18 protein-coding genes are annotated in these 26,367 nt (G+C 42.6%); all 18 read left to right on the forward strand.

The genetic code is table 11. From position 1 onward, the window contains the following. Positions 1-5: 5 nt before the first annotated feature. On the forward strand, positions 6-3,611 hold the full coding sequence (locus ACSYSR_RS05745) for a PD-(D/E)XK nuclease family protein (RefSeq protein ID WP_489815842.1): 3,606 nt from the start codon (positions 6-8) through the stop codon (positions 3,609-3,611). After that, a complete protein-coding gene (gene addA, locus ACSYSR_RS05750) occupies positions 3,604-7,728 on the forward strand; it encodes a helicase-exonuclease AddAB subunit AddA (RefSeq protein ID WP_489815841.1) in 4,125 nt (1,374 codons plus the stop codon). Before ACSYSR_RS05745 ends, addA begins: the two co-directional genes overlap by 8 nt. 97 nt (positions 7,729-7,825) lie before the next feature. Then, entirely contained in the window at positions 7,826-8,071 is a 246-nt protein-coding gene (locus ACSYSR_RS05755; RefSeq protein ID WP_489815840.1) for a YqgQ family protein, read from the forward strand. A gap of 191 nt (positions 8,072-8,262) precedes the next feature. Then, the gene (locus tag ACSYSR_RS05760; protein WP_252773701.1) at positions 8,263-9,243 is read left to right on the forward strand and encodes an ROK family glucokinase; all 981 of its coding nucleotides are present in this window, start codon (positions 8,263-8,265) and stop codon (positions 9,241-9,243) included. 140 nt (positions 9,244-9,383) lie between these two features. Further along, positions 9,384-9,959: a GTP pyrophosphokinase gene (locus ACSYSR_RS05765; protein WP_252773702.1), complete on the forward strand. Its 576-nt coding sequence runs from the start codon at positions 9,384-9,386 to the stop codon at positions 9,957-9,959. A gap of 63 nt (positions 9,960-10,022) precedes the next feature. Then, complete coding sequence (locus ACSYSR_RS05770; protein ID WP_489815839.1) at positions 10,023-10,832, forward strand: NAD kinase; 810 nt, start codon at positions 10,023-10,025, stop codon at positions 10,830-10,832. Between the two features lie 90 nt (positions 10,833-10,922). Further along, entirely contained in the window at positions 10,923-11,828 is a 906-nt protein-coding gene (locus ACSYSR_RS05775) for an RluA family pseudouridine synthase (RefSeq protein ID WP_489815838.1), read from the forward strand. 82 nt (positions 11,829-11,910) lie between these two features. Then, positions 11,911-13,278 (forward strand): magnesium transporter, encoded by a 1,368-nt coding sequence (gene mgtE, locus ACSYSR_RS05780; RefSeq protein ID WP_489815837.1) that lies wholly within the window; start codon positions 11,911-11,913, stop codon positions 13,276-13,278. 194 nt (positions 13,279-13,472) lie between these two features. After that, positions 13,473-13,892, forward strand: coding sequence for a hypothetical protein (locus ACSYSR_RS05785; protein ID WP_489815836.1), 420 nt, complete (start codon positions 13,473-13,475; stop codon positions 13,890-13,892). A gap of 15 nt (positions 13,893-13,907) precedes the next feature. Continuing rightward, a complete protein-coding gene (locus ACSYSR_RS05790) occupies positions 13,908-16,910 on the forward strand; it encodes a GH25 family lysozyme (protein WP_489815835.1) in 3,003 nt (1,000 codons plus the stop codon). Positions 16,911-17,050: 140 nt separating this feature from the next. After that, positions 17,051-18,493 (forward strand): flippase, encoded by a 1,443-nt coding sequence (locus tag ACSYSR_RS05795; protein WP_489815834.1) that lies wholly within the window; start codon positions 17,051-17,053, stop codon positions 18,491-18,493. Between the two features lie 64 nt (positions 18,494-18,557). Beyond that, positions 18,558-19,190, forward strand: a complete 633-nt coding sequence (locus tag ACSYSR_RS05800; RefSeq protein WP_252773709.1) for a sugar transferase — start codon at positions 18,558-18,560, stop codon at positions 19,188-19,190. Between the two features lie 34 nt (positions 19,191-19,224). Then, a complete protein-coding gene (locus ACSYSR_RS05805; RefSeq protein WP_489815833.1) occupies positions 19,225-19,848 on the forward strand; it encodes a YveK family protein in 624 nt (207 codons plus the stop codon). A gap of 9 nt (positions 19,849-19,857) precedes the next feature. Further along, on the forward strand, positions 19,858-21,249 hold the full coding sequence (locus ACSYSR_RS05810; protein WP_489815832.1) for a hypothetical protein: 1,392 nt from the start codon (positions 19,858-19,860) through the stop codon (positions 21,247-21,249). Next, a complete protein-coding gene (locus ACSYSR_RS05815; protein WP_489815831.1) occupies positions 21,246-22,016 on the forward strand; it encodes a DUF4422 domain-containing protein in 771 nt (256 codons plus the stop codon). Before ACSYSR_RS05810 ends, ACSYSR_RS05815 begins: the two co-directional genes overlap by 4 nt. Further along, the gene (gene glf, locus ACSYSR_RS05820; RefSeq protein ID WP_489815830.1) at positions 22,016-23,206 is read left to right on the forward strand and encodes a UDP-galactopyranose mutase; all 1,191 of its coding nucleotides are present in this window, start codon (positions 22,016-22,018) and stop codon (positions 23,204-23,206) included. Before ACSYSR_RS05815 ends, glf begins: the two co-directional genes overlap by 1 nt. Before the next feature lie 61 nt (positions 23,207-23,267). After that, entirely contained in the window at positions 23,268-24,209 is a 942-nt protein-coding gene (locus tag ACSYSR_RS05825) for a glycosyltransferase family 2 protein (protein WP_489815829.1), read from the forward strand. 185 nt (positions 24,210-24,394) lie between these two features. Beyond that, entirely contained in the window at positions 24,395-26,287 is a 1,893-nt protein-coding gene (locus ACSYSR_RS05830; protein ID WP_489815828.1) for a DUF6020 family protein, read from the forward strand. Positions 26,288-26,367 lie beyond the last annotated feature (80 nt).

Below are 26,367 nucleotides of genomic sequence, written 5' to 3' on the forward strand. Positions count from 1 at the left end.
ATAACATGGCGGTTACGATTTTATTGACACCGGGTGAGGTAGACAGCCGGCAACAACTGGTTGAACAAATTCACAACCAGCTGGTCCACCAGGACCGGCGTGATATTTATTACGTGGTGCCTAATCATGTGAAGTTTGATGCGGAAGTTGACGTCTTAAAACGGTTGGCTCGGGCTCAGGGTTATTCGGCAGACCAAGTTTTTGCACAATCTCAGGTTCAGGTTTACTCGTTAACCCGGTTAGCTTGGCGTTTTTTACAGGCAGAAGGGAAGGTCCAGCCACCAGTACTGGGAGAGGCGGGTCTTTTTGTGCTGGTTTCTCAAATTTTAAAAGAGAATGCCAGCCTCTTGCCAACTTTTGCCCGAATGCAAGCCAAAAAAGGTTTTGTGCAAAATTTGGTTAGTCAGTTAGCTGAATTACGTGGCGCAGAAATCAGTCCTCAGGATTTGCTGGCTATCTTGGACCAGGTCCAGGAAAGTGGGCAAACGAATCCCTTGCAGACCAAAAACTTGAACCAGAAGCTCCGCGATTTGGCAATTGTAGCAGACGCCTTCAACGAGGCCTTGGCGGAGCGCTATTTGTTGGCCCAAGAAGCCCTACCTTATTTTGTTGAGCAAAGCGAGAACTTGGACTTAAGTAATACTGTCATCTATCTTGAAGGGTTTACCGGTTTTACGGCTGGTGAATGGTCCGTGATTCATTTTTTGATTGAAAAAACTGATTTGACCTTGGCCATCTTGGGTGACAAAGACCAGTTGACCACGTTTGAGTCTGGGGATGTTTATGCCAAACCGCTGACAACAGCTTTGACCATTATCAAACGCGCCAAGCACAAGGAAATTGATATCACGGTTTTGGATGGCCGGCAAAGGCAGCCTTTTGACTTGGTGGCTGATCGCCCTGTCGAACCTGCTGAAAAGCAGGCTGCAACTAAGTCGGTATCAGAAAACAAAACAAGAAAAACTACGAAGGAAATCCTATTACCGGTTTGGGCTAAGTTAGGCTCCTATCAAGAGCCTGAAGAAAAACAGGTTGAACCTGATTTACAAGCCTTTGTGGCGGATAATACTGTGACGGAATTAGAAGAGGTGGCTCGGCGGATTCGTCAAGATTTACAAGAACAACCCGACCTTCGTTTACGGGATATTTTGGTTTTAGCCCGCGACTTGGGCCCTTATAGCAAGCATTTACCGGCAGTGATGAACCAATTTGACCTGGCGTATTTCTTAGATAATGACATTAAGATGGGAAACCATCCCTTGGTTGAATTGGTGACGAAGTTGCTTGGTCCTGCCAATCAGGCCTTTTATCCGGAAAATATTCTCACAATTTTGAAAACTGGTTTCTTGCGTCCCAGTCAAGACGGCCAGTTGATTAGTGATGATATTTATTTTGAAACCGTGGCCTACCTGGATAATTATTTGGCTGGCCATCGTCCCTCTGCACGAAAATGGCATGACCGGCAGGCACAGTTTATTTTATTTGAGGATAACGGTGAGCCCGATCGCCCTGGCTTTGACCAAGATCAACGGGTTAACCACCGCCTGAACTTGTTGAAGGGTTTCGTGGTGGAAGCTCTCGATGCCATGCACCAAGGATTAAAGCAAGCGAAAACGTTAAGCGCTGGGGCCCGTTTTTTGATGGCTTACCTTGATCAATTTCAGGTTAAAAAGGCGATTATTAACCATCGGGATGCTTTGGTGGCAGCTGGTGACTTGGTTAAGGCACAACAGGTCATGGAAGTTTGGCAGCTCTTTATTAATATTTTGGACCAAGTGGTTCAGGTCGCCGGTGAGCAAGCCTTTGACCGCCAGGTTTTTTTGGCAGCACTACAATCAGGCTTTGCCGGAGGGAAGTTTACCGGGATTCCTAACCAGTTAGACCAGTTAACCATTTCAGAGGCTGGAATCGTGCAGAGTCAAAAGTACCGAATTTTGTACTTTATTGGAGGGACCCGGTCGGCTTTGCCAGCACAGGTTAAGAATAAGACCGTTTTGACGGATCAAGATCGTCTGCTCGTCCAGCCGGCATTGGCCGAACAAGAAACACCACGTTATTTGCGACAAACCGCTGCAGCCCAGATGGCCGAAGAAAACTTGGTTTTCTATGGAGCGCTGCAGGCCGCTTCGTCAAAGGTCGTTTTGTCCTACCCACTGTTAAATCAGGAAGGTCAGCAAAATGAGATGTCGCCTTACTATAGTCGCCTGCTAAATTTCTTTTTGGTACCAGTGCAACCTGTAGCAGGGCAGGCTAAGAATTTGGCTGATTTAACGGCGCATTACTTGGGTACACCAGCAGCGACGCTTTCGCAATTGGCTAAGATGACTGATATTGTCGGCCAGGAAACTGATTTTCAAATTGTCCGAGATACTTTGGCCGATACCGGTTTAGGCGGCCAGGTTGACAGGGTTTTGTCGAGTCGCCACTACCAAAATCAGGCCCGGATTTTGACCCCTGCTTTGGCCAAGGAGTTATTTCAGCGGCCCCTGCGGGTTTCAATTTCACAAATTGAAGCCTTTTATCAAAATCCCTATGAATACTTCTTGAAATATGGTTTGCACTTGCAGGAACGGCCAAGTGCCGAGCTAGATGCTGCTTCGACGGGGATTATTTATCATGACCTCTTTGAAAAGGCAATTTTCAACCTGATTGAAAAGAAGGAAAGTCTCCGCGACCTGACACCAGCAGAGATTAAGGCAGTTGTTCAAGGTGAATTAGAGCGGCTAGTCCAGGAACCGCCATTTGCTGAGTTAAATGAGGATGGGCAAGGTAAGACAGTGGCCAAGTATTTGGACCAGGTTGCCCAGGAATTGCTCAAGCAGTTAACGCAGGCAGCTCAAACCAACCAGTCTGTCCCAGACAGGGTTGAAACGCTCTTCGGCTTTCCTCAGGGTGATTTGATGGCCTTGAGTTTAGGTGAGGGGGACCGGGAGGTCATTGTCCGTGGTAAGATTGATCGATTAGACCGACAAGATCCAGCTGGGAACTTTGCCACTTTGGTTGATTACAAGACATCCAAAAAAACTTTTAGTTATCGTGACGCAGCCAATGGCCTGCAGCTACAATTGCTGACTTACTGGCAGGCTGTTCAGGAAAACGCCAAGCAGTTGGGCATTCAAAACGTTGGCGGGGCTTTCTTTGCCCCAATCCAGCAAGAGGTGATTCCACTGGCTAAATTCCGCGGTGATGTGGATGAATTGTTGGCTGGTAAAGCCACTAGTCAAAGCTTTCAGTACCGGGGCTTGGCCTTGGATAATCCTGATTACCTAGACGAATTGGAACGACTGGCGCCAAAGGAAAAGGCGCGCTATTATCAGTTAACGATGTCAAAGGATGGACAGCCAACGGCCACATCGGAAACGATTACCGCTGCTGATTTCGCGCTATTAGCTAAGAAAAACCGAGAACTCTTGCAAGAAGCGGCCGCAAAGATTCAGGCTGGACAATTTCCAATTCGACCGGTTGAAAGCGCCCTACAATATTCCGCCTATCAGGACATCATGCGCTTTGATAAGGTCTTGGGGGACCATTACCAGGTGCCGAAGTATACCGGTCGGAAGCAAGCAGTTATCAAACAGTTACAAGCAGAAGAGGATGGTGAAAATGGCTAGACGATACACCGAAAATCAGGCCAAGGCAATTAGCCATAGCGGCCACAATATCCTAGTGGCGGCCTCGGCTGGTTCCGGTAAGACAACGGTCCTCATTGAACGCTTAGTTCAAAAAATTTTAGCCGGTGCCAGTGTTGATGAATTTTTAATCGTGACCTTTACCAACGCGGCTGCTGCGGAAATGAAGGAACGGTTAGAAGTAGCGCTTACGGAACAAATTGGCCAGGTGACAGATGACCAGCAAAAACGTTTTTTGCTGGATCAGTTGACACTTTTACCCGTTGCGAATGTCTCGACTATCGACTCCTTTGCGCTGAAACTCATCGATACGTACTACTATAAAATTGGTCTCGATCCTAGTTACCGGCTCTTAGCCGATCAGGCGGAGCTGAACCTGCTAAAGGACCGGGTGATTGGGACGGTCTTTGCTGATTTTTATGACCAAAGCCATCCTGACCATGAAGCTTTTTTGGCCTTAGTCAATAATTTTGCTAATCCAAATCAGGATCAGAACCTCAAAGAAAAAGTCTTAAAACTGGCTGATTTTGCCTTAGCCCGGCCGGACGGTTCAAAGTGGCTGGCCTCTTTGGCGGGTGACCCTGACAACGGTGAGTTGCAGAGTCAGCCGGCCTCGATGAAAGCCACTAACAGCGGTAGTTTACAGACGAAGTTAGCCTTGGAGACTGAGACAGATTCAGAATCAGTGGCTGCTTCAAGGCCAGCGCTAGTTGACCAGAACAACTTTCAAAAGTTGTTAGCACCAAAAATTTTGGCAACTTTTAACCAGGCGGACCAGGTTTTTACTGGAATCTTGCAAGACATCGAGGGCATTAGCGAGTTAGAAAAGACAGCCAATTTTGTCCAGAATACCTTGGATAGGGTCCATCAAATTCAACAGGCGTTAACCGAACACCAATCCTTTGATACTCTACGGGGGTTGATTGCAGCCGAATGGGGCAAAATTCCACAAGCGAAGACGGCCAAGGTCTTTAAGGAGGATCCTGACTTAGCAGCACTGTTGGATGAAGCTAGAGCCGGCTTTAGCACCTTTTTTGCTAAATCTGGTCGTGTTGGCGCAGTTATTAACCTGAACCAAACTATTTTTGCTTTGACAGAAAATCAGTGGCAACAGGTCAATGTGGCCGGTGACCGGTTAGTGAGAACGCTGGTGACGGTGACGCAGACGTTTTTGACTGCTTTTGCTGCTAAGAAGCGGGAGGAAAACTTGCTGGACTTTTCAGATGCCGAGCAGTTGTCCTTGCTGATTTTACAGCAAGAAGATGTGTTGAACTTGGTGCAAAGCCAATTTCAAGAAATCCTGGTTGATGAATACCAGGATATTAACCGACTCCAGGAAAGCTTCTTGAAAAGCTTGTCAAACGGTGAAAATATGTACATGGTCGGGGATGTCAAGCAGAGCATTTACGGTTTCCGTCAGGCAGATCCGTCGCTCTTTACCGGTAAATACTTTGACTTCGCTAGGGAGGACAGCCCAGATGAACGAATTGAATTGGCTGAAAACTTTCGATCAGAAAATAACGTGACGACAGTGATTAACCAGATTTTCACCCAATTGATGGATGAAGAGCTGGGTGATATTCCATACCAGGATTCTGCTAAATTGATTGCCGCAGCCTCCTATCCGGAAATGGTGCCAGCGATTTTTCAGCTGGATATCATCGAACAGGCAAAACTGGAGGAAAATGCCTTTGTGACTGATGATCGTGGTGAAAATCAGACGGGGGTAGCAGCCGATAATAACGAAAAACGGGCCAGTCAGTACCGATACTTAGCACAAAAGATCCAGGGATTGATTCAAACCGGGGAAGTCTATGATCAAACGGCCGGTTTGATGCGTCCAGTCAAGTTTTCCGACATCGCGATCTTAACGCGGTCAAAGACTGGTTATGTTGAATTATTGCGCACGTTAAATCAGGCTGGTATCCCAGTCCAGTCGGATGGGGTTGGAAACTACTACCAGGTCATGGAGGTGTACTTAGTCCTTGACCTCTTGCGAATTGTTGATAATCCTCATCAGGATATTGCCCTTGCGGCCGTCTTGCGATCACCAATTTTTGCCTTTGATGAAAATGATTTGGCGGAAGTTCGCTTGGCTGACCGCCAGCACGATTTCTATACCGCCGTGGTAGCGGATGCCCAGCAGCATGCCCGCAGCCAAAAATTCTTGGAGATGCTCGGTTCCTGGCAATCATTGGCTCGGCAAAATGATTTGGTTGGCTTGGTTTTGGCGATATACCAGGATACCGGTTGGCTGGATTATGTTGGTGGCCTGCCCGGCGGGAACCAGCGGCAAGCTAATTTGCACGCCCTGTATGAAAAGGCCGGTGCTTTTCAAGAGAACGGCCAATCAGGGCTGTACGCCTTTATCCAATACATTGAAGAAATTCAAAAGAACGGCCAGGAAGTGGGCGAAGTCGCCCAAGAAGCGGCCGAGGAAAGTGTTGCCTTGATGACCATCCATGCTTCTAAGGGGCTGGAATTTCCAATCGTAATTTTGCCAGAGCTTGAAAAGGAGTTGAATGCCCGCGATATGCAAGGGGACTTCTTAGTGCAAAAAGATGCCGGTGTTGGTATTGATTACTTGGAACCAAATGCCAAGGTTAAGGTAGCGACAATGGCAAAGTATGCCGTCAAGGAAGCTTTGCAACGACAGGCTTGGTCAGAGGAGATGCGCCTTTATTACGTGGCCTTAACTCGGGCCAAACAGCAGCTCTATCTGGTCGGTACTGTTGCTAAGCAAGAAGATGAAAGTGCCCGGCCACGGGCGCTTTATCTTGAGGCGCGGTCAACAACTGGGCAGTTCTTAGGTCGCGACTTACGTCTTCGGTCCAAGTCTTACTTGGATTGGACGTTGATCACTTTGGCTCGGTTGCAGGTGCCAGCGCTGACTGAGTGGCTGGGCGAGGTCCAAACGCCACGGTTGCCATCAACTCAAACGCCACAAACTGGCATAATTCAAGTCGCCATTATTCCAGAAGAAGAAGTTGGCCCCTTGAAGGTGGAATCAGCTGGCTCGTCAGCCATATCACCGGCTGCTGGACCAGCAAATGCTGGCACATCGAAGCAGCCAATTGACAGCGACCTTCTGCGTGACCGTTTGAATTACCAATATCCTAACTGGCCAGCGACCCAAACAGCCGCCTATCAATCAGTCTCTGAAATTAAGAGTCTCTTTGAGGATCCGGACCAAAGTCAATTGGCAAAGTTAACCTTGGATCAGGCCGGTCACCAAATGCCATGGCCGTCTCATTCTGCTGAGAGTGAAAATAGCGCAACATCCCAGCAGCCGGTGGCGGAAAAGTGGCAGCGATTCGAAGAGAGGACCACGAACAAGCAGCAACCATCCCGAGGCAATGCTGTCTTGGATAACAGTAGGAAAAGCGAGCCCAACTGGTTTGCTCAGTCGGCAAGCGAAGAAAGTGCCAGTCACCGTCCTGACCAGCGTGTCTTGGATCCGACGGCTCATGTACTCACGACCGATACCTTACCGGTACCAGCCTTTGAAGAGGACGGTCAAGTTAAGCCAGCGCCAACTGCGGTGGGGACCGCGACCCATCTGATTTTACAGTTGATTGATTTTAACCAACCCTACACGTTGGCTGGCCTTGAAGAGCTGTTGGCTAGTTTGGTGACGGATGGCAAGGTTTTGGACCAGGTGGCTACTCTGGTTGATTTGGATCAGATTCTGGACTTCTTACAGACGGACATGGCACAAACAATTGCTCGTCATTCAAAAACACTGCACCGGGAAAATCCATTTTCAATGTTGGTGCCTGCTAACCAGGTCTATCCTGATTTAACCGAAACGGAACCAATTTTAATTCATGGAATCATTGACGGTTACTTTATTGATGACCAGCAAAAAACGATTACGCTCTTTGATTACAAGACAGACTATGTGGCGAAAACGCCAGGGCCAAAGCAAAATGAGGGCTTGGCCAAGATTCGCCACCAATATACTGGCCAAATTCGTCTCTATCAGTCGGCTTTGCAGCAGGAATATCCTGGCTACCAGGTCCAAAATGGACTTTTAATTCTTTTGGCTGGTCATAAAACGCTTGAAATTTCGGCTAGGCGGCCGGTGGGACTTTCGTAATCGGCTTTGTCAGCGTATAATGGCAGGCAAGTCAGGTGGGTTTCGCCGACTGTTTGTTAAGGCCAAAAATTAGGTCTGCATGAAACGGGGAATTTTGATGAAAAATTTTTACGATATTTTACAGTACTTAAAAACTTATGACGTGTTCATTCACTTAGGCAAGCGTCTCTGGGATATTGAAATGGCCGCTTTGGAAGTTGATAACCTTTACAAAGCCGATGTGCTTCTAAAAGAAGACTACCAAAAAATGAAAGTTATCTTGGCCAAGGAGCATGACCAGGAGGCAAAGCTGACTGGGGATTATTCTGGTCCGGACTTTTTAGCCGCAAGTAGTGTGCAATAAATTTTATGGTCGGCTGATTTTTCTTTAGTTGGATTGATTGGACAATCAGAATAATATTGTTTGAAAAATAACTTATGTTGTTTTTTTGTAAACGCTTGCATAAGGTGGACAACCTTTGTTAAAATAACTGAGTAATCTAAGATACAGGAGGAATGTTCTGTCAGGCCACTGCGGCAGAGCTACAGTAAATTATGGCAAAAGATAAATTAATCGGGGTTGACCTCGGTGGAACTACCATTAAGTTTGCGATTTTGACTGACGAGGGTGAAGTCCAACAAAAGTGGTCAATTCAAACCAACATTTTGGAAGACGGTAAGCATATCGTCCCTGACATTATTGAATCAATTAATCATCACTTGGACTTGTACCAATTGGACAAGAGCCGCGTGATTGGCATTGGTATGGGAACTCCTGGAACAGTTAACCGTGAAGAGGGAACTGTTCAGGGTGCCTACAACTTGAACTGGGCACAAGAACAAGCGGTTAAGGAGCCAATCCAAGCTGGAACTGGTTTTGACTTAACCATCGATAACGATGCCAACGTTGCTGCCTTAGGTGAAGCCTGGAAGGGTGCTGGTAACAACGATGCCGATGTTTCCTTCATTACTTTGGGAACTGGTGTTGGTGGTGGCTTGGTTGCCAACCATGAATTGATTCATGGGGTTGCCGGTGCTGGTGGTGAAGTTGGCCACATTATCGTTGAGCCAAATGGTTACTTGTGTACTTGTGGTAACTATGGCTGCTTGGAGCAATACGCTTCTGCAACCGGTGTTGTTCACTTGGCACAGGACTTTGCTGAACAGTATGCTGGTGAATCAAAGTTAAACCGGATGATTGATAATGGTGAAGAAGTAACTTCAAAGATTATCTTTGATTTGGCCAAAGAAGGTGACTATTTGGCTAACGAAACGGTTGATAAGTTGGCTTACTACTTGGGTTATGCAGCTGCCTCCATTTCAAACATCTTGAACCCATCAGCTATCGTGATCGGTGGTGGTGTTGCTGCAGCAGGTGAATTCTTGCGCGAACGTGTTGAAAAGAACTGGACAAAGTTTGCCTTCCCAACTGTTCGAACTTCAACTGTTGTTAAGTTGGCTGAATTGGGCAATGATGCTGGTGTTATTGGCGCTGCTTCATTGGCTAACAAGAACAAAAAAGAAATTTTGCTCTAATTAACGTTTAAATATTCAACAGAAAACAAACAACTGACCGGTTGTTTGTTTTTTATTATCTCAAGGGGCCAGCAAACTTATGGTAAAATAGGAAGTGATCTTGGTAAGCAAATTGCCAACGTTTCAAGGAGGACCGAGTAGTGGAGTGGGAAAGTTTTTTTGAACCATACACCCAGGCCGTCGCAGAGCTAAAAGTGAAGTTGAATTATCTCAGCGCACAGTACCAAAAGGACGGACAGCCAACGCCGGTTGAGTATGTTACGGGTCGGGTGAAGTCCCAGGCGTCAATTGAAGAAAAAATTGTGCGTCGGCACTTGCATGAAGACCGTCTGGCCCTCGATTTGCAAGATATTGCCGGTTTGCGGATTATGACCAAATATATTGAAGATATTTATGCGGTTGTGGAAATCTTACGCAAGCGGACTGATTTTACCATTTTGGAAGAACGCGATTACGTGATGAACGCTAAGCCTTCAGGCTATCGGTCATACCATATGGTGATTGAGTACCCTGTTTCCTTATTAGATGGGGAGCACAAGGTTTTAGCAGAAATTCAAATCAGAACCTTGGCAATGAACTTCTGGGCAACAATCGAACATGATTTGCGCTATAAGCATGGTGAGATTTCACCGGAGATGGCCGAAGAATTAACGGAAATTTCCAATCAGACCTTTTCACTGGAACAAGAATTTTCAGAAATAAAGGCCAAAGATTAAGAAGAGCCGGCTTAGGCCGGCCTTTTGATTAGCAAGCAGAAAAAAGATCTTAGAGGAGCAGGCATGAAAGTCGCCTTATACAATAATGATCAGGCCCAGTCGCTTGCCATTGTGGCCGACCTGAAAAAAGAATTGAAAGCCCAGGGAATTGCTTTGGACCGGGAAAACCCCGATTTAGTGATTTCTGTTGGTGGGGATGGCACCTTACTTGGAGCCTTTCAAGAATATATCGATGGCAATGACGACCTACGTTTCGTTGGTTTACATACCGGTCATCTTGGATTTTATACTGACTGGCTGGGCAGTGAGGTCAAGGAACTGGTGAAAAGCTTAGTCCAAGATGAAGGCCAGCGTGTTTCTTACCCGTTGTTGAAGATGACAACTGTGATGGCCGATGGTGCCAGGCAGGAATATTTGGCCTTGAATGAGGGGACGATTAAACAGCCAGTTGGCACAATGGTCGCCGATATTTGTTTAAGTGGCCGGCTCTTTGAGGGCTTTCGGGGGGACGGTGTCGCCATTGCAACGCCAACTGGATCAACTGCTTACAATAAGGCCAATGGTGGGGCAGTCTTACACCCATCATTAAAGGCAATCCAAATGTCTGAAATTGCGTCGATTAATAATCGGGTCTTTCGAACGTTGGGGTCACCATTAGTGGTCCCGGCGGGACAGAAAATTACCATTCGACCCAAAACCAAAGCTTTTTTGTTGACCTGTGATCAGTTAGAAATTTTGGCCGAGGGCATTGAGGCCGTTGAATTTGAGGTGGCCGAAAAAGAAGTTCATTTTGCTTCCTTCCGTCATTTAGACTTTTGGAGTCGGGTGAAACAGGCCTTTATCGCTGACAGCAGTGATGAAGACGTTGAATAAGTGGCAGGGGTGGTGTCTGGTTGAACAAAGATACTGTTTTTGCATGGAATTGAAAGGAGCTGGTTGACAGACCGGCACAGATAAATTAGTATGAAATTTTCTTGGACATATCAGGGAAAAGAAGAACGGAAGGTCCGCTCTTTCTTACAAAGTCACGGTGTTTCACACCGGATGTTTTCACAAATGAAGCATAATGGCGGTGCCATTTTAGTGAATGACCAACAGGTTTATACCTCCGATTATATTCAGGATGGCGACCTAGTCACGATTGTGATGCCGGTTGAAACGGGCAATGACTTGGTCGTTCCCGATTTCACGCCATTGGCTGTGATCTATGAAGATGAACATTTTTTGGCTGTTGATAAGCCATACGGTGTTACCACTGTCCCAGGACATGCCGATCGACTACATACGTTGGTCAACCAGGTGAAGGGGCACTTGCTTGATGAGGGCGCCGAAGATTTGGTCCCCCACGTCGTAACCCGTCTTGACCGCGACACTTCCGGGATTGTACTGTTAGCCAAGCACCGTTTTGCTCACGCCGTTTTGGACCAACAATTGCAAGATCATTCGGTGGAAAAGTTCTACACAGCCTATGTTTCTGGCCATTTGCCAGACGATCATGGCCTGATCGAGGAACCGATTGGCCGTTTGCCGGGTGACTTTATCAAGCGCACGGTTACACCCGACGGTAAATTATCAAAGACGGAATATTGGGTAGAACATCGGTACACTAATAATGAAAATCAGCCGATGACCCGGGTTAGGGTTCAGTTGCATACCGGACGGACTCATCAAATTCGTGTTCATTTTGCTCACATCGGCTTTCCGTTGGTGGGAGATGACCTGTATGGCGGACCTTTGTGGTATGGGTTGAAGCGTCAGGCCTTGCACGCCTACCAAATGACCTTCTATGATCCTTTTATTGAAGAAAACCGTCATCTGCAAACGGATTTACCGGCCGATTTACAGGCATTAAAGGACATTCAAGGGTAAAAACGTATACGAATGAGGTTGAAGCTAAGCTGATTTTGTAGTATTTTCAAGGAAGATAAACGAAGTGGAAAGGAATCCTTTCATGGAATTAGACAATGAGCAGCAAGTCCAACAAGCTGTCCATGCCTTAACGGATTTGCTCGAAAACGGACAAGACGATGATTTTATGACCGAATTTATGACCCTGCACGACTTTGAAAAGGGCCAGGTTTACGCTAGCTTTTCGAAGAATATTCGGGAGGTTGCCTGGCGGGTCATGGATGACGAAACGCTTGCGACTGTTTTTGATAACTTGGAAGGCGATGCTGAAGAAGTCGTTGATCTTTTGCAGGAGGTGCCACCACAAAAGGGCGCCAACATCCTCGTTGAAATGTTTGCCGATAATGAAGCTGATTTGTTCCAAGCCATGCCGGCCCGGTTAGCTTCAACGTATTTGGCATTGATGCCTGATCGAGAAGCTCAGGAAATCAGAAATTTGATTAAGTATGAGGACCAGACGGCCGGGGCCCTAATGGCGACTGAATACTTGGCAGTAGATGCTGGCTCAGTAGTCAAAGACGTTCTAGCCCAAGTAAAAAAGCAGGCAGAAGAGGCTGAGTCAATCATTTATGTTTATGTGGTTGATGAAAACCATCGCCTGGTTGGAATTGTTTCCTTGCGGGACTTACTCACACATCCGGATGAGATGACGATTGAGTCAATTACTAATACCCGGGTTATTTCGGTCAAGGCGGGTGATGATCAAAAAGAAGTTGCCCAAGTCGTGGCCGACTACAACTTCTTTGCTATTCCGGTGACCGATGACGATCAACATTTGTTAGGAATCATTACAGTTGATGATATTGTTGATGTGATTGACGAAGAAGCAGTTGAGGAGTACTCAGGTTTAGCTGCCGTCGATGTTTCTGATACCGATGATAGTCCCTGGCATTCTGCTTTGAAGCGGATGCCGTGGTTCTTGGCACTGTTGGTTTTGGGCCTGATTTCCGTCGCCCTCGTCGCTAGCTTTGAGCACACGATCCGTCAGGCACCAATTCTGGCAGCATTTATCATGGTTATTGCTGGGATTGCTGGTAGTGCAGGGACGCAGTCCTTGGCTCTGGCTGTCCGCCACTTTGGTTCAAGCACGGATAAGTCGTTTTGGAAGAATCTGATTTCTGAGTTGCTGTCTTCCTTTGTGTTAGCCATCTTAGCGGGTATAGTCCTTTTCGTCTTTGTTTTCCTTTGGCAAGATAATGAAGGTTTGGCCCTAGCCGTTTCCTTGTCTGCAACCGTTGCGATTCTGCTTTCAGCCCTGTTGGCTTATTTGGTACCGGCAGCACTGCGTAAAGTGAATTTGGATCCAGCATTGGTGAATGGACCGTTGGTGCAGACCGTGGTTGATTGGGCGGCTATCCTGGTTTACTTTGGGATTGCTACTAGTATGTTGAATGAATTTATTGGAAAATAGTGTTGAAGCGCTGTCATGAATCCATGACAGCGCTTTTTTAGTTCGGACTACTTTTATTTTATTAAATGAAAATTAAGAATAGCTTGAAACCTGCAAAAAAAGAGTTCGATAGTGTAGAATATTCAGTGATAGGCTTGGCTGACTTTCTTAGGCTAGGTCACCTTTGAAAGAACGATTACTCAAGGAGAATTTTTATGAAAAAAATTGGGACAATTATTGGTTTTATTTTAGTCGTAGTTGCCATTGCTATGGGTGGCTATGCGTTAGGGACTAATCACAATTCAAAACAGTCAGCAACTTCATCGAATTCGGCTTCAACCTCTTCAGCAGTGTCATCTGCAACTAAAAGTACTAGTTCAAGTAGCTCAGCATCATCTTCTGCAACCAGTCAAAAGGGTGCCAACCCAGAAACATCAGCTAGTTATGATCCAAATAAAACATTGAATGGTCAAACGGTTGATTCATCAACGATTCAACAGGTAACAGCTCAGTTGAAGGCGGCTGGTTTGCCAGCTGATCAGTGGGCACCAAGTGATATTAAGCAAATTATTACGCAAGCATCACAACAGGGAATGTCACCCGTTGATTATGCTAAGCAAAACTATCATCAATAAGGAATTAAAAGAAACATGAATGTAAAAAATGGGTTACTGACATTAGCCGCTATCTCAACCTTTGGATTAGTGGTTGACCAAAATCAAATACAAGTACACGCTGACGGTGTGCCAAGAGTTACGGGGGGGCAAGCTGGCTTACCCCGAATGGATGTTGTGGATGTTTCTTCAAACAATGGTTACCTTTCAACAAACGACTTTCAAATCATGAAAAATAATGGTGTTAGAGGTATTATTGTTAAGCTGACAGAAGGGACATACTATCGAAATCCGTATGCCTCGAGTCAGGTTAATAATGCGCGTGCTGTTGGTTTGAAGGTTTCAGCATATCACTACTCTACTTTTAATAATCAAAATAGTGCCCGGTCAGAAGCAAATTTCTTTGCCGATTATGCCAGCCAACTCGGTTTTAATAGCAGCGATTTAATGGTTAATGACTTGGAAGATAGTTCGACGACGGGCGGAGATGTCTCTGGAAATAGTTGGGCTTTTAATGACCAACTTAAAAATCGTGGTTTTACAAACGGAGCACTCTATACGTATACGTCTTATAAAAATAATAATGGTTTAAATACTTGGTTTCTGGCAAACGACCATATCTGGATGGCCGCTTATCCATATTATCCGTCAATCAATAGTTTATGGAATAGTCAATATGGTATGTGGCAGTGGTCGTCTAACGCTGGCTTTGGCGGTATAAGTGGTACTTTTGATGTTTCCATCGATTATAGTGGGATTGCTAGCCAGCTATTAAATGGTTATGTGTATGATGGTTCCCAAGGCCATGATGGTTACCGCTGGTATGATAATGGTCAATTAGGCAACGGGAAACGCTGGTACGCCGGTACATATTATTGGTTTAGTAATGGCGAACGAATCGATAATTCATGGCAGAGTGATGCGACCGGAACGTACTATACTGGAGCAGATGGTCGCAGTTACCAGGGACTGCAAACAATTGGTAATGCTCAATATTACTTTGGAAGTGACTTCACCCTGCAGAAGAGCCAGTATGTGACAGTGAATGGTTGGCAGTACTATGTGAACGCACAAGGAATCGCAATGCCTCTTGGCACTGGTTATCTTTATACAGGAGCTAGCGGCCATGATGGTTATCGCTGGTTTGATAACGGTCAAATTGGCAGCGGAAAGCGCTGGTATGCCGGTACGTATTATTGGTTTGATCAAAATGGCGAACGAATTGATAACTCATGGCAGAGTGATGCGACCGGAACGTACTATACTGGAGCAGATGGTCGCAGTTACCAGGGACTGCAAACAATTGGTAATGCTCAATATTACTTTGGAAGTGACTTCACTTTGCAAAAGAACCAGTATGTGACGGTCAATGGTCGACAGTACTATGTGAACGCGCAAGGAATCGCAAGGTCTGCAGATACGGGTTATATTTATACAGGAGCTAGCGGCCATGATGGTTATCGCTGGTTTGATAACGGTCAAATTGGCAGCGGGAAGCGCTGGTATGCCGGTACGTATTATTGGTTTGATCAAAATGGCGAACGAATTGATAACTCATGGCAGAGTGATGCGACCGGAACGTACTATACTGGAGCAGATGGTCGCAGTTACCAGGGACTGCAAACAATTGGTAATGCTCAATATTACTTTGGAAGTGACTTCACTTTGCAAAAGAACCAGTATGTGACGGTCAATGGTCGACAGTACTATGTGAACGCGCAAGGAATCGCAAGGTCTGCAGATACGGGTTATATTTATACAGGAGCTAGCGGCCATGATGGTTATCGCTGGTTTGATAACGGTCAAATTGGCAGCGGGAAGCGCTGGTATGCCGGTACGTATTATTGGTTTGATCAAAATGGCGAACGAATTGATAACTCATGGCAGAGTGATGCGACCGGAACGTACTATACTGGAGCAGATGGTCGCAGTTACCAGGGACTGCAAACAATTGGTAATGCTCAATATTACTTTGGAAGTGACTTCACTTTGCAAAAGAACCAGTATGTGACGGTCAATGGTCGACAGTACTATGTGAACGCGCAAGGAATCGCAAAGTCTGCAGATACGGGTTATATTTATACAGGAGCTAGCGGCCATGATGGTTATCGCTGGTTTGATAACGGTCAAATTGGCAGCGGGAAGCGCTGGTATGCCGGTACGTATTATTGGTTTGATCAAAATGGCGAACGAATTGATAACTCATGGCAGAGTGATGCGACCGGAACGTACTATACTGGAGCAGATGGTCGCAGTTACCAGGGACTGCAAACAATTGGTAATGCTCAATATTACTTTGGAAGTGACTTCACTTTGCAAAAGAACCAGTATGTGACGGTCAATGGTCGACAGTACTATGTGAACGCGCAAGGAATCGCAAGGTCTGCAGATACGGGTTATATTTATACAGGAGCTAGCGGCCATGATGGTTATCGCTGGTTTGATAACGGTCAAATTGGCAGCGGGAAGCGCTGGTATGCCGGTACGTATTATTGGTTTGATCAAAATGGCGAACGAATTGATAACTCATGGCAGAGTGATGCGACCGGAACGTACTATACTGGAGCAGATGGTCGCAGTTACCAGGGACTGCAAACAATTGGTAATGCTCAATATTACTTTGGAAGTGACTTCACTTTGCAAAAGAACCAGTATGTGACGGTCAATGGTCGACAGTACTATGTGAACGCGCAAGGAATCGCAAGGTCTGCAGATACGGGTTATATTTATACAGGAGCTAGCGGCCATGATGGTTATCGCTGGTTTGATAACGGTCAAATTGGCAGCGGAAAGCGCTGGTATGCCGGTACGTATTATTGGTTTGATCAAAATGGCGAACGAATTGATAACTCATGGCAGAGTGATGCGACCGGAACGTACTATACTGGAGCAGATGGTCGCAGTTACCAGGGACTGCAAACAATTGGTAATGCTCAATATTACTTTGGAAGTGACTTCACTTTGCAAAAGAACCAGTATGTGACGGTCAATGGTCAGCAGTACTACCTTGATGATCAAGGAAAAGCAAAGGCCGTTTGAAAAATACAAAACTCAATGATTTTAAGTGAGAAGGAAGACTAAATATTTTAGTTTTCCTTCTTTTTATTGAATTTTTGGTTTAAAGAGCCGAAGTATAGTAAACTATAACAATATATTTAAATTTTTTAAGGACATGTCAAATGCAAGTTGCTAAAAATTATCTTTATAATGCAGCATATCAATTACTGAATATTATTGCGCCCATTATTACGTTGCCTTATTTGGCACGTGTTTTGGGGAAAAATGGTGTTGGAGTGGCTTCTTGGACGAACTCACTAGTTACTTATTTTCTCTTAATCGCAAGTTTGGGGATTGTTACTTATGGTTCTCGAGAAATCGCTTATGTTCATAAGAACGAAGCATTACGGCAAAAAAAGTTTTGGGAAATTCAGACGATTCACTTTATTGCAGGTTTTGTAGCCTTGATTTTGTATGTGCTATTCATTTATGCCGGTGGTGCGTTTAATCAGCGTATTCACCAAAATGAATTATTTCTCTGGTATCAAATTTGGGTGATTTTTTCAGGTATTGTTGATATTTCCTGGTACTTTATCGGTTTAGAAGACTTTAAAAAAACTGTTTTACGCAACATGATGATTAAGTTAGCGATGACTGTTTTGATTTTTGTTTTGGTAAAAAAGCCAACTGATATTGGTGCCTATATTTTGCTACTAGCCTTGTCACAGGTTTTTGGTAATCTTTCGATGTGGTTCTATTTGATTGGCAAGTTCCGTTGGCCAAGGTTGAAAGAACTTAATTTAAAGTCGCACTGGCATCCTGTTTTCATGATGTTTTTACCAACGATTGCGACGCAAATTTATTTGCAGCTAAATAAGACAATGCTGCCATTTATTACTGGGGCAACTGCGTCATCTGGTATTTACGATAATGCGGATAAAATTATTAAGGTTTGCCTGGCTTTAGTTACATCAGTGGGAATGGTTATGTTACCACGGATGTCAGCCCACTATGCTGCTGGTGAACACGATCAGATGAAGAAGGCGATTCATTCATCAATGGATTTTGTGTCAGCAATTGCCGTGCCACTTGCCTTTGGAATTGCTGCAGTTGGACCAACGGCAATGCTGTGGTTTTTAGGAAAATCATGGGGGGACGTTGGTTCGGCCCTTGTGTTATTGACACCAATCATTGTTTTCATCGGCTGGTCGAATGTTATTGGTAACCAGTTCTTAATTCCTACGAAACGCCTAAGTGAGTATACTTGGTCAGTAACCTTTGGTGCCGTTTTAAACGTGTTCCTGAATTTCTTTTTAATTTTTATTTGGGGCGTTAAGGGGGCGGCATTGGCAACAGCTATTTCAGAATTTGCTGTTATTGCTTATCAACTATTTGTGACCAGAAACGATATGAAAGTGCGAGCCCATTTCGTTGGACTATGGCGCTATTTGTTGGCTGGGCTGGCAATGTATTTTGCGGTGCTATACTTTGTTGCTAACCATGGTATCGGTATCAAGAGCACATTGATTGAAACGGTCATAGGTGGTTTTGTTTACTTGCTTGTACTCGTTATTCTTCATGCACCTATTTTAAAACGGTTATTGAATTGGCGTTCCTTCCGCTAATAGGGTGATTCTGGTATAATAAGAATTGTTGTGCACTAAATTTTAAATATTGGAGGATGGGGTTTTGAAACAGTTCCTGTTTTATCGCCTTCCCAAACGAATTTTAGATATTGTTGTTTCCTTTGTAGCTTTAATTGTTTTTTCACCAATTTTTTTGGTAATTGCGGCGATTATTAAGTTTAGCAAGGGTACAAGTCATGTTTTTTATGCTCAAGACCGTGTCGGTCAGGGCGGTAAGCATTTTAAAATTTATAAGTTCCAGTCCATGGTTGACAATGCTGATCAAATCCTTAAATCAGATAGCCAGTTGTATCAAAAATTTGTTGATAATGGTTATAAATTGCCGACTAGAGAAGACCCTCGAATTACGAAAATTGGGGCGATTTTGCGCAAAACGTCACTCGATGAATTGCCACAATTCTGGAATACTTTAATTGGGAATATGTCAATTATTGGCCCACGGCCAGTGGTTGAGAGTGAATTGGTTGAATATGGCGACGAAAAACGAATTCAAAAATTTTTGTCTGTCAAGCCCGGTGTTTTCGGCCTTTGGCAAGCTTCTGGACGATCAAATATCGGATATCCAGAGCGGGCTGAAATTGAACTCGATTATGTTGACCGTGCTAACTTAGGTTTGGACTTTAAAATTATGTTTCTAACAGTTGTTGCAATTTTCAAGGGTGATGGAGCCTTTTAAATAAAACTGTATTTTCCAACGAGGAGAAATAAAAATGGAATTTTCATTAACTGATTTGGCTAAACGCTTTTGGCATTTTGCCTGGTTGATTGTACTGTGTGTTATTGTTTTTGCTGGTTCAGGGTTCCTGTACGCTAAATCTGGGAAGGTCATTACTAATTTTGCGGCTAGTCGAACAGTTTTAATTGCTAAGAATAATACGGATGTCCGTGATCCGAATTCGCGTGTTCAGGCAGACAAGGCATTGATTCCAACTTATCAAAAGGTAGCCCAGGATGACGCCATTGTAACTGCTGTTCAAAAAACACTCCCATTTAAAATGAGTAAGAGTGATATTTCATCTGCCGTAAATGTTCAAAATCCAACAGATACTGTGGCGCTTGCATTCCAGGCTTCTGGTTCAACAACCTATCGAGCAAAGACATTAGCAAACGTCTATGCAGAAACTTTTGCTAATGTTGGGCCAACTCTGTACCCCGACATGGGAAAGCCAGATGTATTGTCGAAAGCGACAGGGTCGGATGTTACTCGCTCTGCGTTGAAGAATGCAAAGAAATTAACATTGTTTGGAGCTGTTTTTGGTTTTGTTTTGTCAACCGTCATTATCTTGATTTTAGGAATTCGTCAAAATTATGAAGTGGCTCGAAATCGGGAATAATTGAGGATTATGGTTAACTTTCTTTTACCAATAACTTTTTTTTCAAAGACATATTCTTATTCAGTTGCTGAGCCAATGGCAATGGTCAGTTTCCCATTTATGATTATTGTCATTTTGATTCAGCTATATCGTTTTCCAAATAGGATGAAAAATCTTATTCCTACACCTAAAGCATTTTTCCTTGCTGCATTCGTTTGGTTTTTTCAATTATTGGCAATGTTTTTGTCATACCGCAAAACAGGTGAAACTTTGGTAACATGGGGCCTTTTACATTCGCCAATTACTCTAGCAGGATGGACACTTGCTGTATACATAGCATGGGCAGTGATTCAAGTTACTGTTATTACGGAAAAGGATGAAAAACAATTTATTAAAGCTGGCATAATTGGGCTTTTATTTTATTTAATATTTGTCCTGTTTCCCCAAGTTTTTCTTACAGTGCATTTAAATATTTTCAATGATTATGTTAATTTGTTAGCCAAGTTTTTTGAGGAGCGTTGGAAATCGATGCCAGGCTATGATTTTTATAGCAATGGTTCATACTCTGCAACTCAATTAAGAGTGAATGGCTTTGAGCCAGAAGCTTCTTATCTGGCAAATTTATTGAGTGTTACCTATATCCCTATACTAATAGGCATAACAGTGACTGGCCAAAGAATTTGGCTTAAAATTAATTCAACAAAATTGCAATTAATCTTTAATGTAAGTATTACCTTTATTGTTTTATTAATTTTGATTTTTGCTAAAACTACGACCGGAATTTTAGCTGCAATTGTTGCTTATTTTATATGGATATCTTGGTCACGCGGGGCGTTAAGAAAATCAATTTTGTGGATTGCTTTTATTGGAATGATTTTTTTAATTGCTGCTTATTTAAAAATTGGCGTCATTCATAATATGCTTAACCAGTTTCTATTTGCTAAACAGGGTACTGATAATCGTTGGGGTGGCACAATAGGGTTAGCATTAACTTTTTTATCACATCCTATTTTAGGAGTGGGTACCGGGTTTACTTCATATTTTACGATAGAGAACTTTCCTATATCAGCTTCACAAAATTTTGAATTTCAACATGTTTACTCTCAAACTGGTTTTCCGATTTTGTCTGAATTTCTAGGTTGGTTATCTACTTTTGGAATGATCATTGTAATTCCAGCGTTAATGTTATTAGGAAATTTAATTGCTCGTTCATTTCTGATTGAAAGTCAATTAAATGGTGCTACTCCAGAATTAGTTGATCAATCCTGGTCTCGGAGTTTGCATATTAGCTTTATTTCTATGATTATTCTTGTTTTGTTTTCATCGATTTTTATCATTCGGATATATTTGTGGCCGTATCTTTTAATGTTCTTCTTTTATCGGAAACATATTATGCGTTTGGAGGAGGAACTGAAGCAATGAAAGTTTATATTGCAACACACAAACCATATGAAATGCCCCAGGATAAGCTTTACCAACCATTGATGGTTGGTTCATCTTTAAGAGAAGAAATTCCAACCGGTTATCAGCGCGATGACCAGGGCGAAAACATTTCGACTAAAAATCCGAACTTTAATGAATTAACTGGCATTTATTGGATGTGGAAAAATGCCGAAGAAGATGCAGTCGGTTTGGTTCATTATCGCCGTTATCTAGGCCAAAAAGGTGGCCATGATTACGCTAAACGGCTCAATCACAAAAACATTGAAAGTTTGTTGAGTCAGTATGATCTGATATTGCCAAAAGAACGCAATTATTACATTGAAAATCAGCGGAATCATTATCTTCATGCTCATGCTCATGAACCTTATGCGATAATGGAGCAGGTTATTCAAGAGGATTACGCAGACTTCTATCCGGGATTCCAACGGATGGAGCGATCAACAAAGGCGCATCTGTTTAATATGTTTATCATGAAAAAAGAAGTTTTTGATGATTACGCAGAGTTTGTTTTTGGTGTTTTGGGAAAAGTGCAAGAAAAAGTGGACTTGTCCACTTTGCATGGTCAAGATACTCGTGTTTTTGGTTTTTTGTCAGAACGGTTAATGGATACTTGGCTCAATACTCGAAACTACTCTTATACGGAAGTCCCGGTGATTTGTCTTGAAAAGACGAATTGGCTGGACAAGGGCACGCAATTTTTGAAACGTAAGTTTCTTCCAAATTCTAAGAAAAAGGTACATTTCTAATGGCAAATAAGTTTAATACTAAAAATTATGATTACTTAATCGTTGGTGCTGGTCCCTTCGGGATGACTTTCGCCTACGAAGCAGCAAAGCGTGGTAAGCGTTCGTTGGTTGTTGAAAAGCGCCCGTTTATTGGCGGTAATACACATACGCACGTGGAAAACGGCATCACTGTTCATGATTTTGGTGCTCACATTTTTCATACTGATAACAAGGAAGTTTGGGATTACGTCCAAAACTTTGCTGAATTTAACAACTTCCAAAACCAAGTTGTTGCCAACTATAACGGTAAGCTCTTCAACTTACCATTTAACATGAACACGTTCTATCAAATGTGGGGGACAAAGACACCTGCCGAAGCTAAGGCTAAGATCGAAGAACAAAAGTCTGCTGCTTTAAAGGAGTTGGGTGATCGTCAACCACGTAACTTGGAAGAACAAGCGATTTCATTGATCGGAACGGACATTTACCAGGCTTTGATTAAAGGTTATACCGAAAAGCAGTGGGGTCGTAAGGCAACTGAATTGCCAGCATTCATTATCAAGCGTTTGCCAGTTCGTTTTATTTACGATAACAACTACTTTAACCACCGTTACCAAGGAATTCCTGTTGGTGGCTATACGCAGATTTTTGAGAACATGGTTAAACGTTCAAATGGATTGATTGATGTCCTGACTGATACTGATTTCTTCGATCACAAGGATGAATTTATGACAGAATTCCCACGTGTTCTTTACACGGGAATGATTGATCAGTTCTTTGATTACAAGTTTGGTGAATTGGAGTATCGTTCATTGCGCTTTGAAAGCGAAACGATTGACTCCGATAACTACCAAGGAAATGCCGTTATTAACTATACGGATGCTGAAACACCTTTTACGCGTCAAATGGAATGGCGTCACTTTGATGGTTTGGCAGATGAAGGAAAGACCATCATTACGCGTGAATACCCACAAGACTGGGATCGCACGAAGGAAGCTTACTATCCGGTTAACGATGATAAGAACACTGAATTGTATAAGCAATATGTGAAGGCTGCTCGTGAAGAGGCACCTGAAGTACTCTTTGGTGGTCGTTTGGGTAAGTATCGTTACTTTGATATGGACCAGGTTTTCAATGATGCCTTTAACACTGTTCGCCAAGAATTTGGTGTGGCAGATGACTTTAACTTTGCACATGATGATGTGAAGTAAAGGTTCTAAGACACCCATTTCAGGGTGCCATACATATTGATTTGATTAGGAGAAGTGTTTGATGAGTATTAAGAACAAATCAGCAATTTTATCCTTAGTTGTTCCGGTCCATAATGAAGAAGCAACTATTAACATTTTTTATGATACGTTGCAAGATGTAAAAAAAGAATTGCCTATTGGCATAAACTTTTATTTTATTGATGATGGTTCAGACGATAAAACTTTGTCAATTCTAAAGATATTAAATCAAAAAGATGAGAATGTTCATTACTTATCTTTTTCTCGAAACTTTGGTAAGGAAGCAGCTTTATATGCTGGATTACAGCATGCAGATGGTGATTATGTTGCTGTTATGGATGTTGATTTACAGGATCCACCGGAATTATTACCAGAAATGTTAAATGAAGTCATGAACGGTCCGTATGATGCCGTGGGAACTCGTCGTGTTGATCGTCGTAGGACGAAAATTATAAGAACGTGGTTTTCAACCATTTTTTATAAATGGATGAATCGTGTTTCTCAAATGCATTTGGTAGAGGGGGCACGTGATTATAGAGTGATGACGAGACAAATGGTTGAGGCTATTCTATCTTTGTCTGAAAATCAGCGGTTTTCAAAGGGAATTTTCACATGGGTCGGATTTAGTACTAAATATATCCCCTTTGAGGATCGTGATCGTGTGGCTGGAAAATCTTCATGGAGTTTTTGGAATTTAACCAAGTATGGTATTGAAGGCATTGTTTCTTTCTCTACATTGCCGCTGACCATCGTGACATTCTTAGGCTTGTTTTCCTTTGGTCTAGCTGTTATTGCGGGATTTTTTATTGTAGTACGAGCATTAATTAATAACACGTCAGTTGCTGGGTGGCCATCAATGGCCACAATTGTTCTATTTATCGGTGGAATCCAAATGCTTAGTTTGGGGGTAATTGGTCGATATATAGCAGCAATTTTTATGGAAACAAAGAATCGACCAATTTACATTACCAAAGAAGAAAAATGATGAATAAAGAAATTAAATTACTTTTCGCTTAGCAAGTGATTTTCGATATTCGGTAATGTTGATAGTTCTAATTATTTTTTAACTGGGAATAGCCTTTTTTGAAATGGTTGGATATTTTATTCGCAACAAATAATTAATAAATCTTTGAACAAGCCTAATCAATATGGAAAATAATCAGTGAATTTATGGAAAAAATTAAAAAGTTAATTAATTATATTTTTTTGTTTATCAGTTTTTTTGCAATTTCCGTTAGTTATCCTACAACTGTTTTGACTGGCAACTTGCTAATGAGGTTAACTGATCGGTTATCAGCAACTGTCTATCAAAGTTTGTTTGGTGTTTTAGTAGTTGTATTTTTAGTATTTTTTCAATGCAAGTATCGTCGTTCAGTGATAAAGTGGTCTGAATGGCCTTATTGGTTTTTTGGAACGATAACTGCCTGTCTTTACGTAATTACGTTGTCCGTTAGTAATCTCAATGTAAATAATCTGACAGGGAAATTGAATGTATTCATAACGATAATTGCTCTTTTAGGTTTTTCTTATTTGTTTACTAACTTTGCTGCTTTGTTAGGTCAATTAATAAGCCATTTAAAATTAAAAAAATGGTTGGTAAACTATTGGTTAGTTGTTTTTATTTTGATTGTTGTTTGGTTTCTTCAAGTTTTTCCTCTATTACCGGGGTTAGTAACGTGGGATGGATACAGGCAATTTGTTGAATACTTTCACACATATATACCTTCACTAAATTTTACTTATTATCCAACTGGTCACCATCCCTGGTCATCAACGTTGATTTTAGGTTTTCTATTCTCCATTGGTCGGGCAATTGGCGGTGTTAATGTTGGCTTGTTCACTATTGTACTTGTTCAGATATTATTGGCTGCCCTAATTTTTGCTAAAGTAGTATTTTTCGTAGGGAAAAATTGTGGCAAAATTGCAGCTATTTTAGCAATGATTTTTTATTCATCACCATTTGTTGCTTTTTGGGAAGTAACAATTGAAAAGACACCACTCTTTTTAACTTTCACGACTTGGTTTGTATTGACTTATGCTGAAATACTGTTAACAAACAGGCAAAAAAATGTTTCAAAATGGCTTTATATTGAGATAACATTTTCCGGAATTATGATGGCGATGTTCCGTAATGATGGTGTTTACGTTGTATTTTTGTCGTTAATTATCTTGATTATCGTTGAGAGTTTTCAACGTAAAAAAGATGCTCGTCAACTTTTATTTGTTTTTCTAATTTTTCTTACTGCTTATTTAGGCTGGTATAAAGTTGCATTACCACTGATGAATGTACTTCCAGGCTCAACGGGAGAAGCCATTAGTGTACCGATGCGACAACTTTCAGCTGTTGTGATCCACGATCCAAAATCACTTAGTAAGAATGATTTGACAGTTATTGATAAAATTACACCTATTAAAGATATTCCTGTCAATTTCAATGTGAACAATGCAGATAATTTGAAATCACTTTATCCTGTTGATACTTTTTTGCGCAGCCCAGCAGAAATTAAGATGATTCAGTCTGGCAAGTTAAAAAAGACATCAACACCTGTAACTAAAAAAGAAACAAGTGATTATTTAAAAGTATGGATTGAGCAAGCTTTTCAGCATCCGACAACTTATATAGCAACTTTTCTAGCTGGAAACAGTCAATTTTTGAATCCAATTATTGACGATAATCCTGGTTCGAGAGGGATTATGTACGGTAATGGATATATGAAGAGTGCCACTTTTTTGCAACCTGGTTGGTTTAATGAAGTTCATTACTGGATGAGTGATAGTATGCGAAGATATATTTCTTGGCCAAATATTATTTTTTCTTTACCAATTATCCGTACAATTTTGCAACCTGCGTTTGCATTATGGACTATCTTATTTAGCACTTTCTATCTAATGTATCGTAAAAGTTTTGCAGTCTTAATTTGTATTCCTGTGGGATTGCTTTGCTTAATTTCACTTTTATCACCATTAAATGGTGGTGAAAAGTATATTCTCCCTGCCATGTATGTATTACCAGTGATTTTATCCGTTGTCATAGCAACAACACAAAGGGGATTTCGAAAGTAAGTGATTACTTTACTAAGGTAACACAACATTGGGTGCAAATTATAAAGTGGTCAGTATCAGAAATTAAATATCAGAGTTAA

Source organism: Fructobacillus sp. ESL1096 (genome assembly GCF_058511985.1).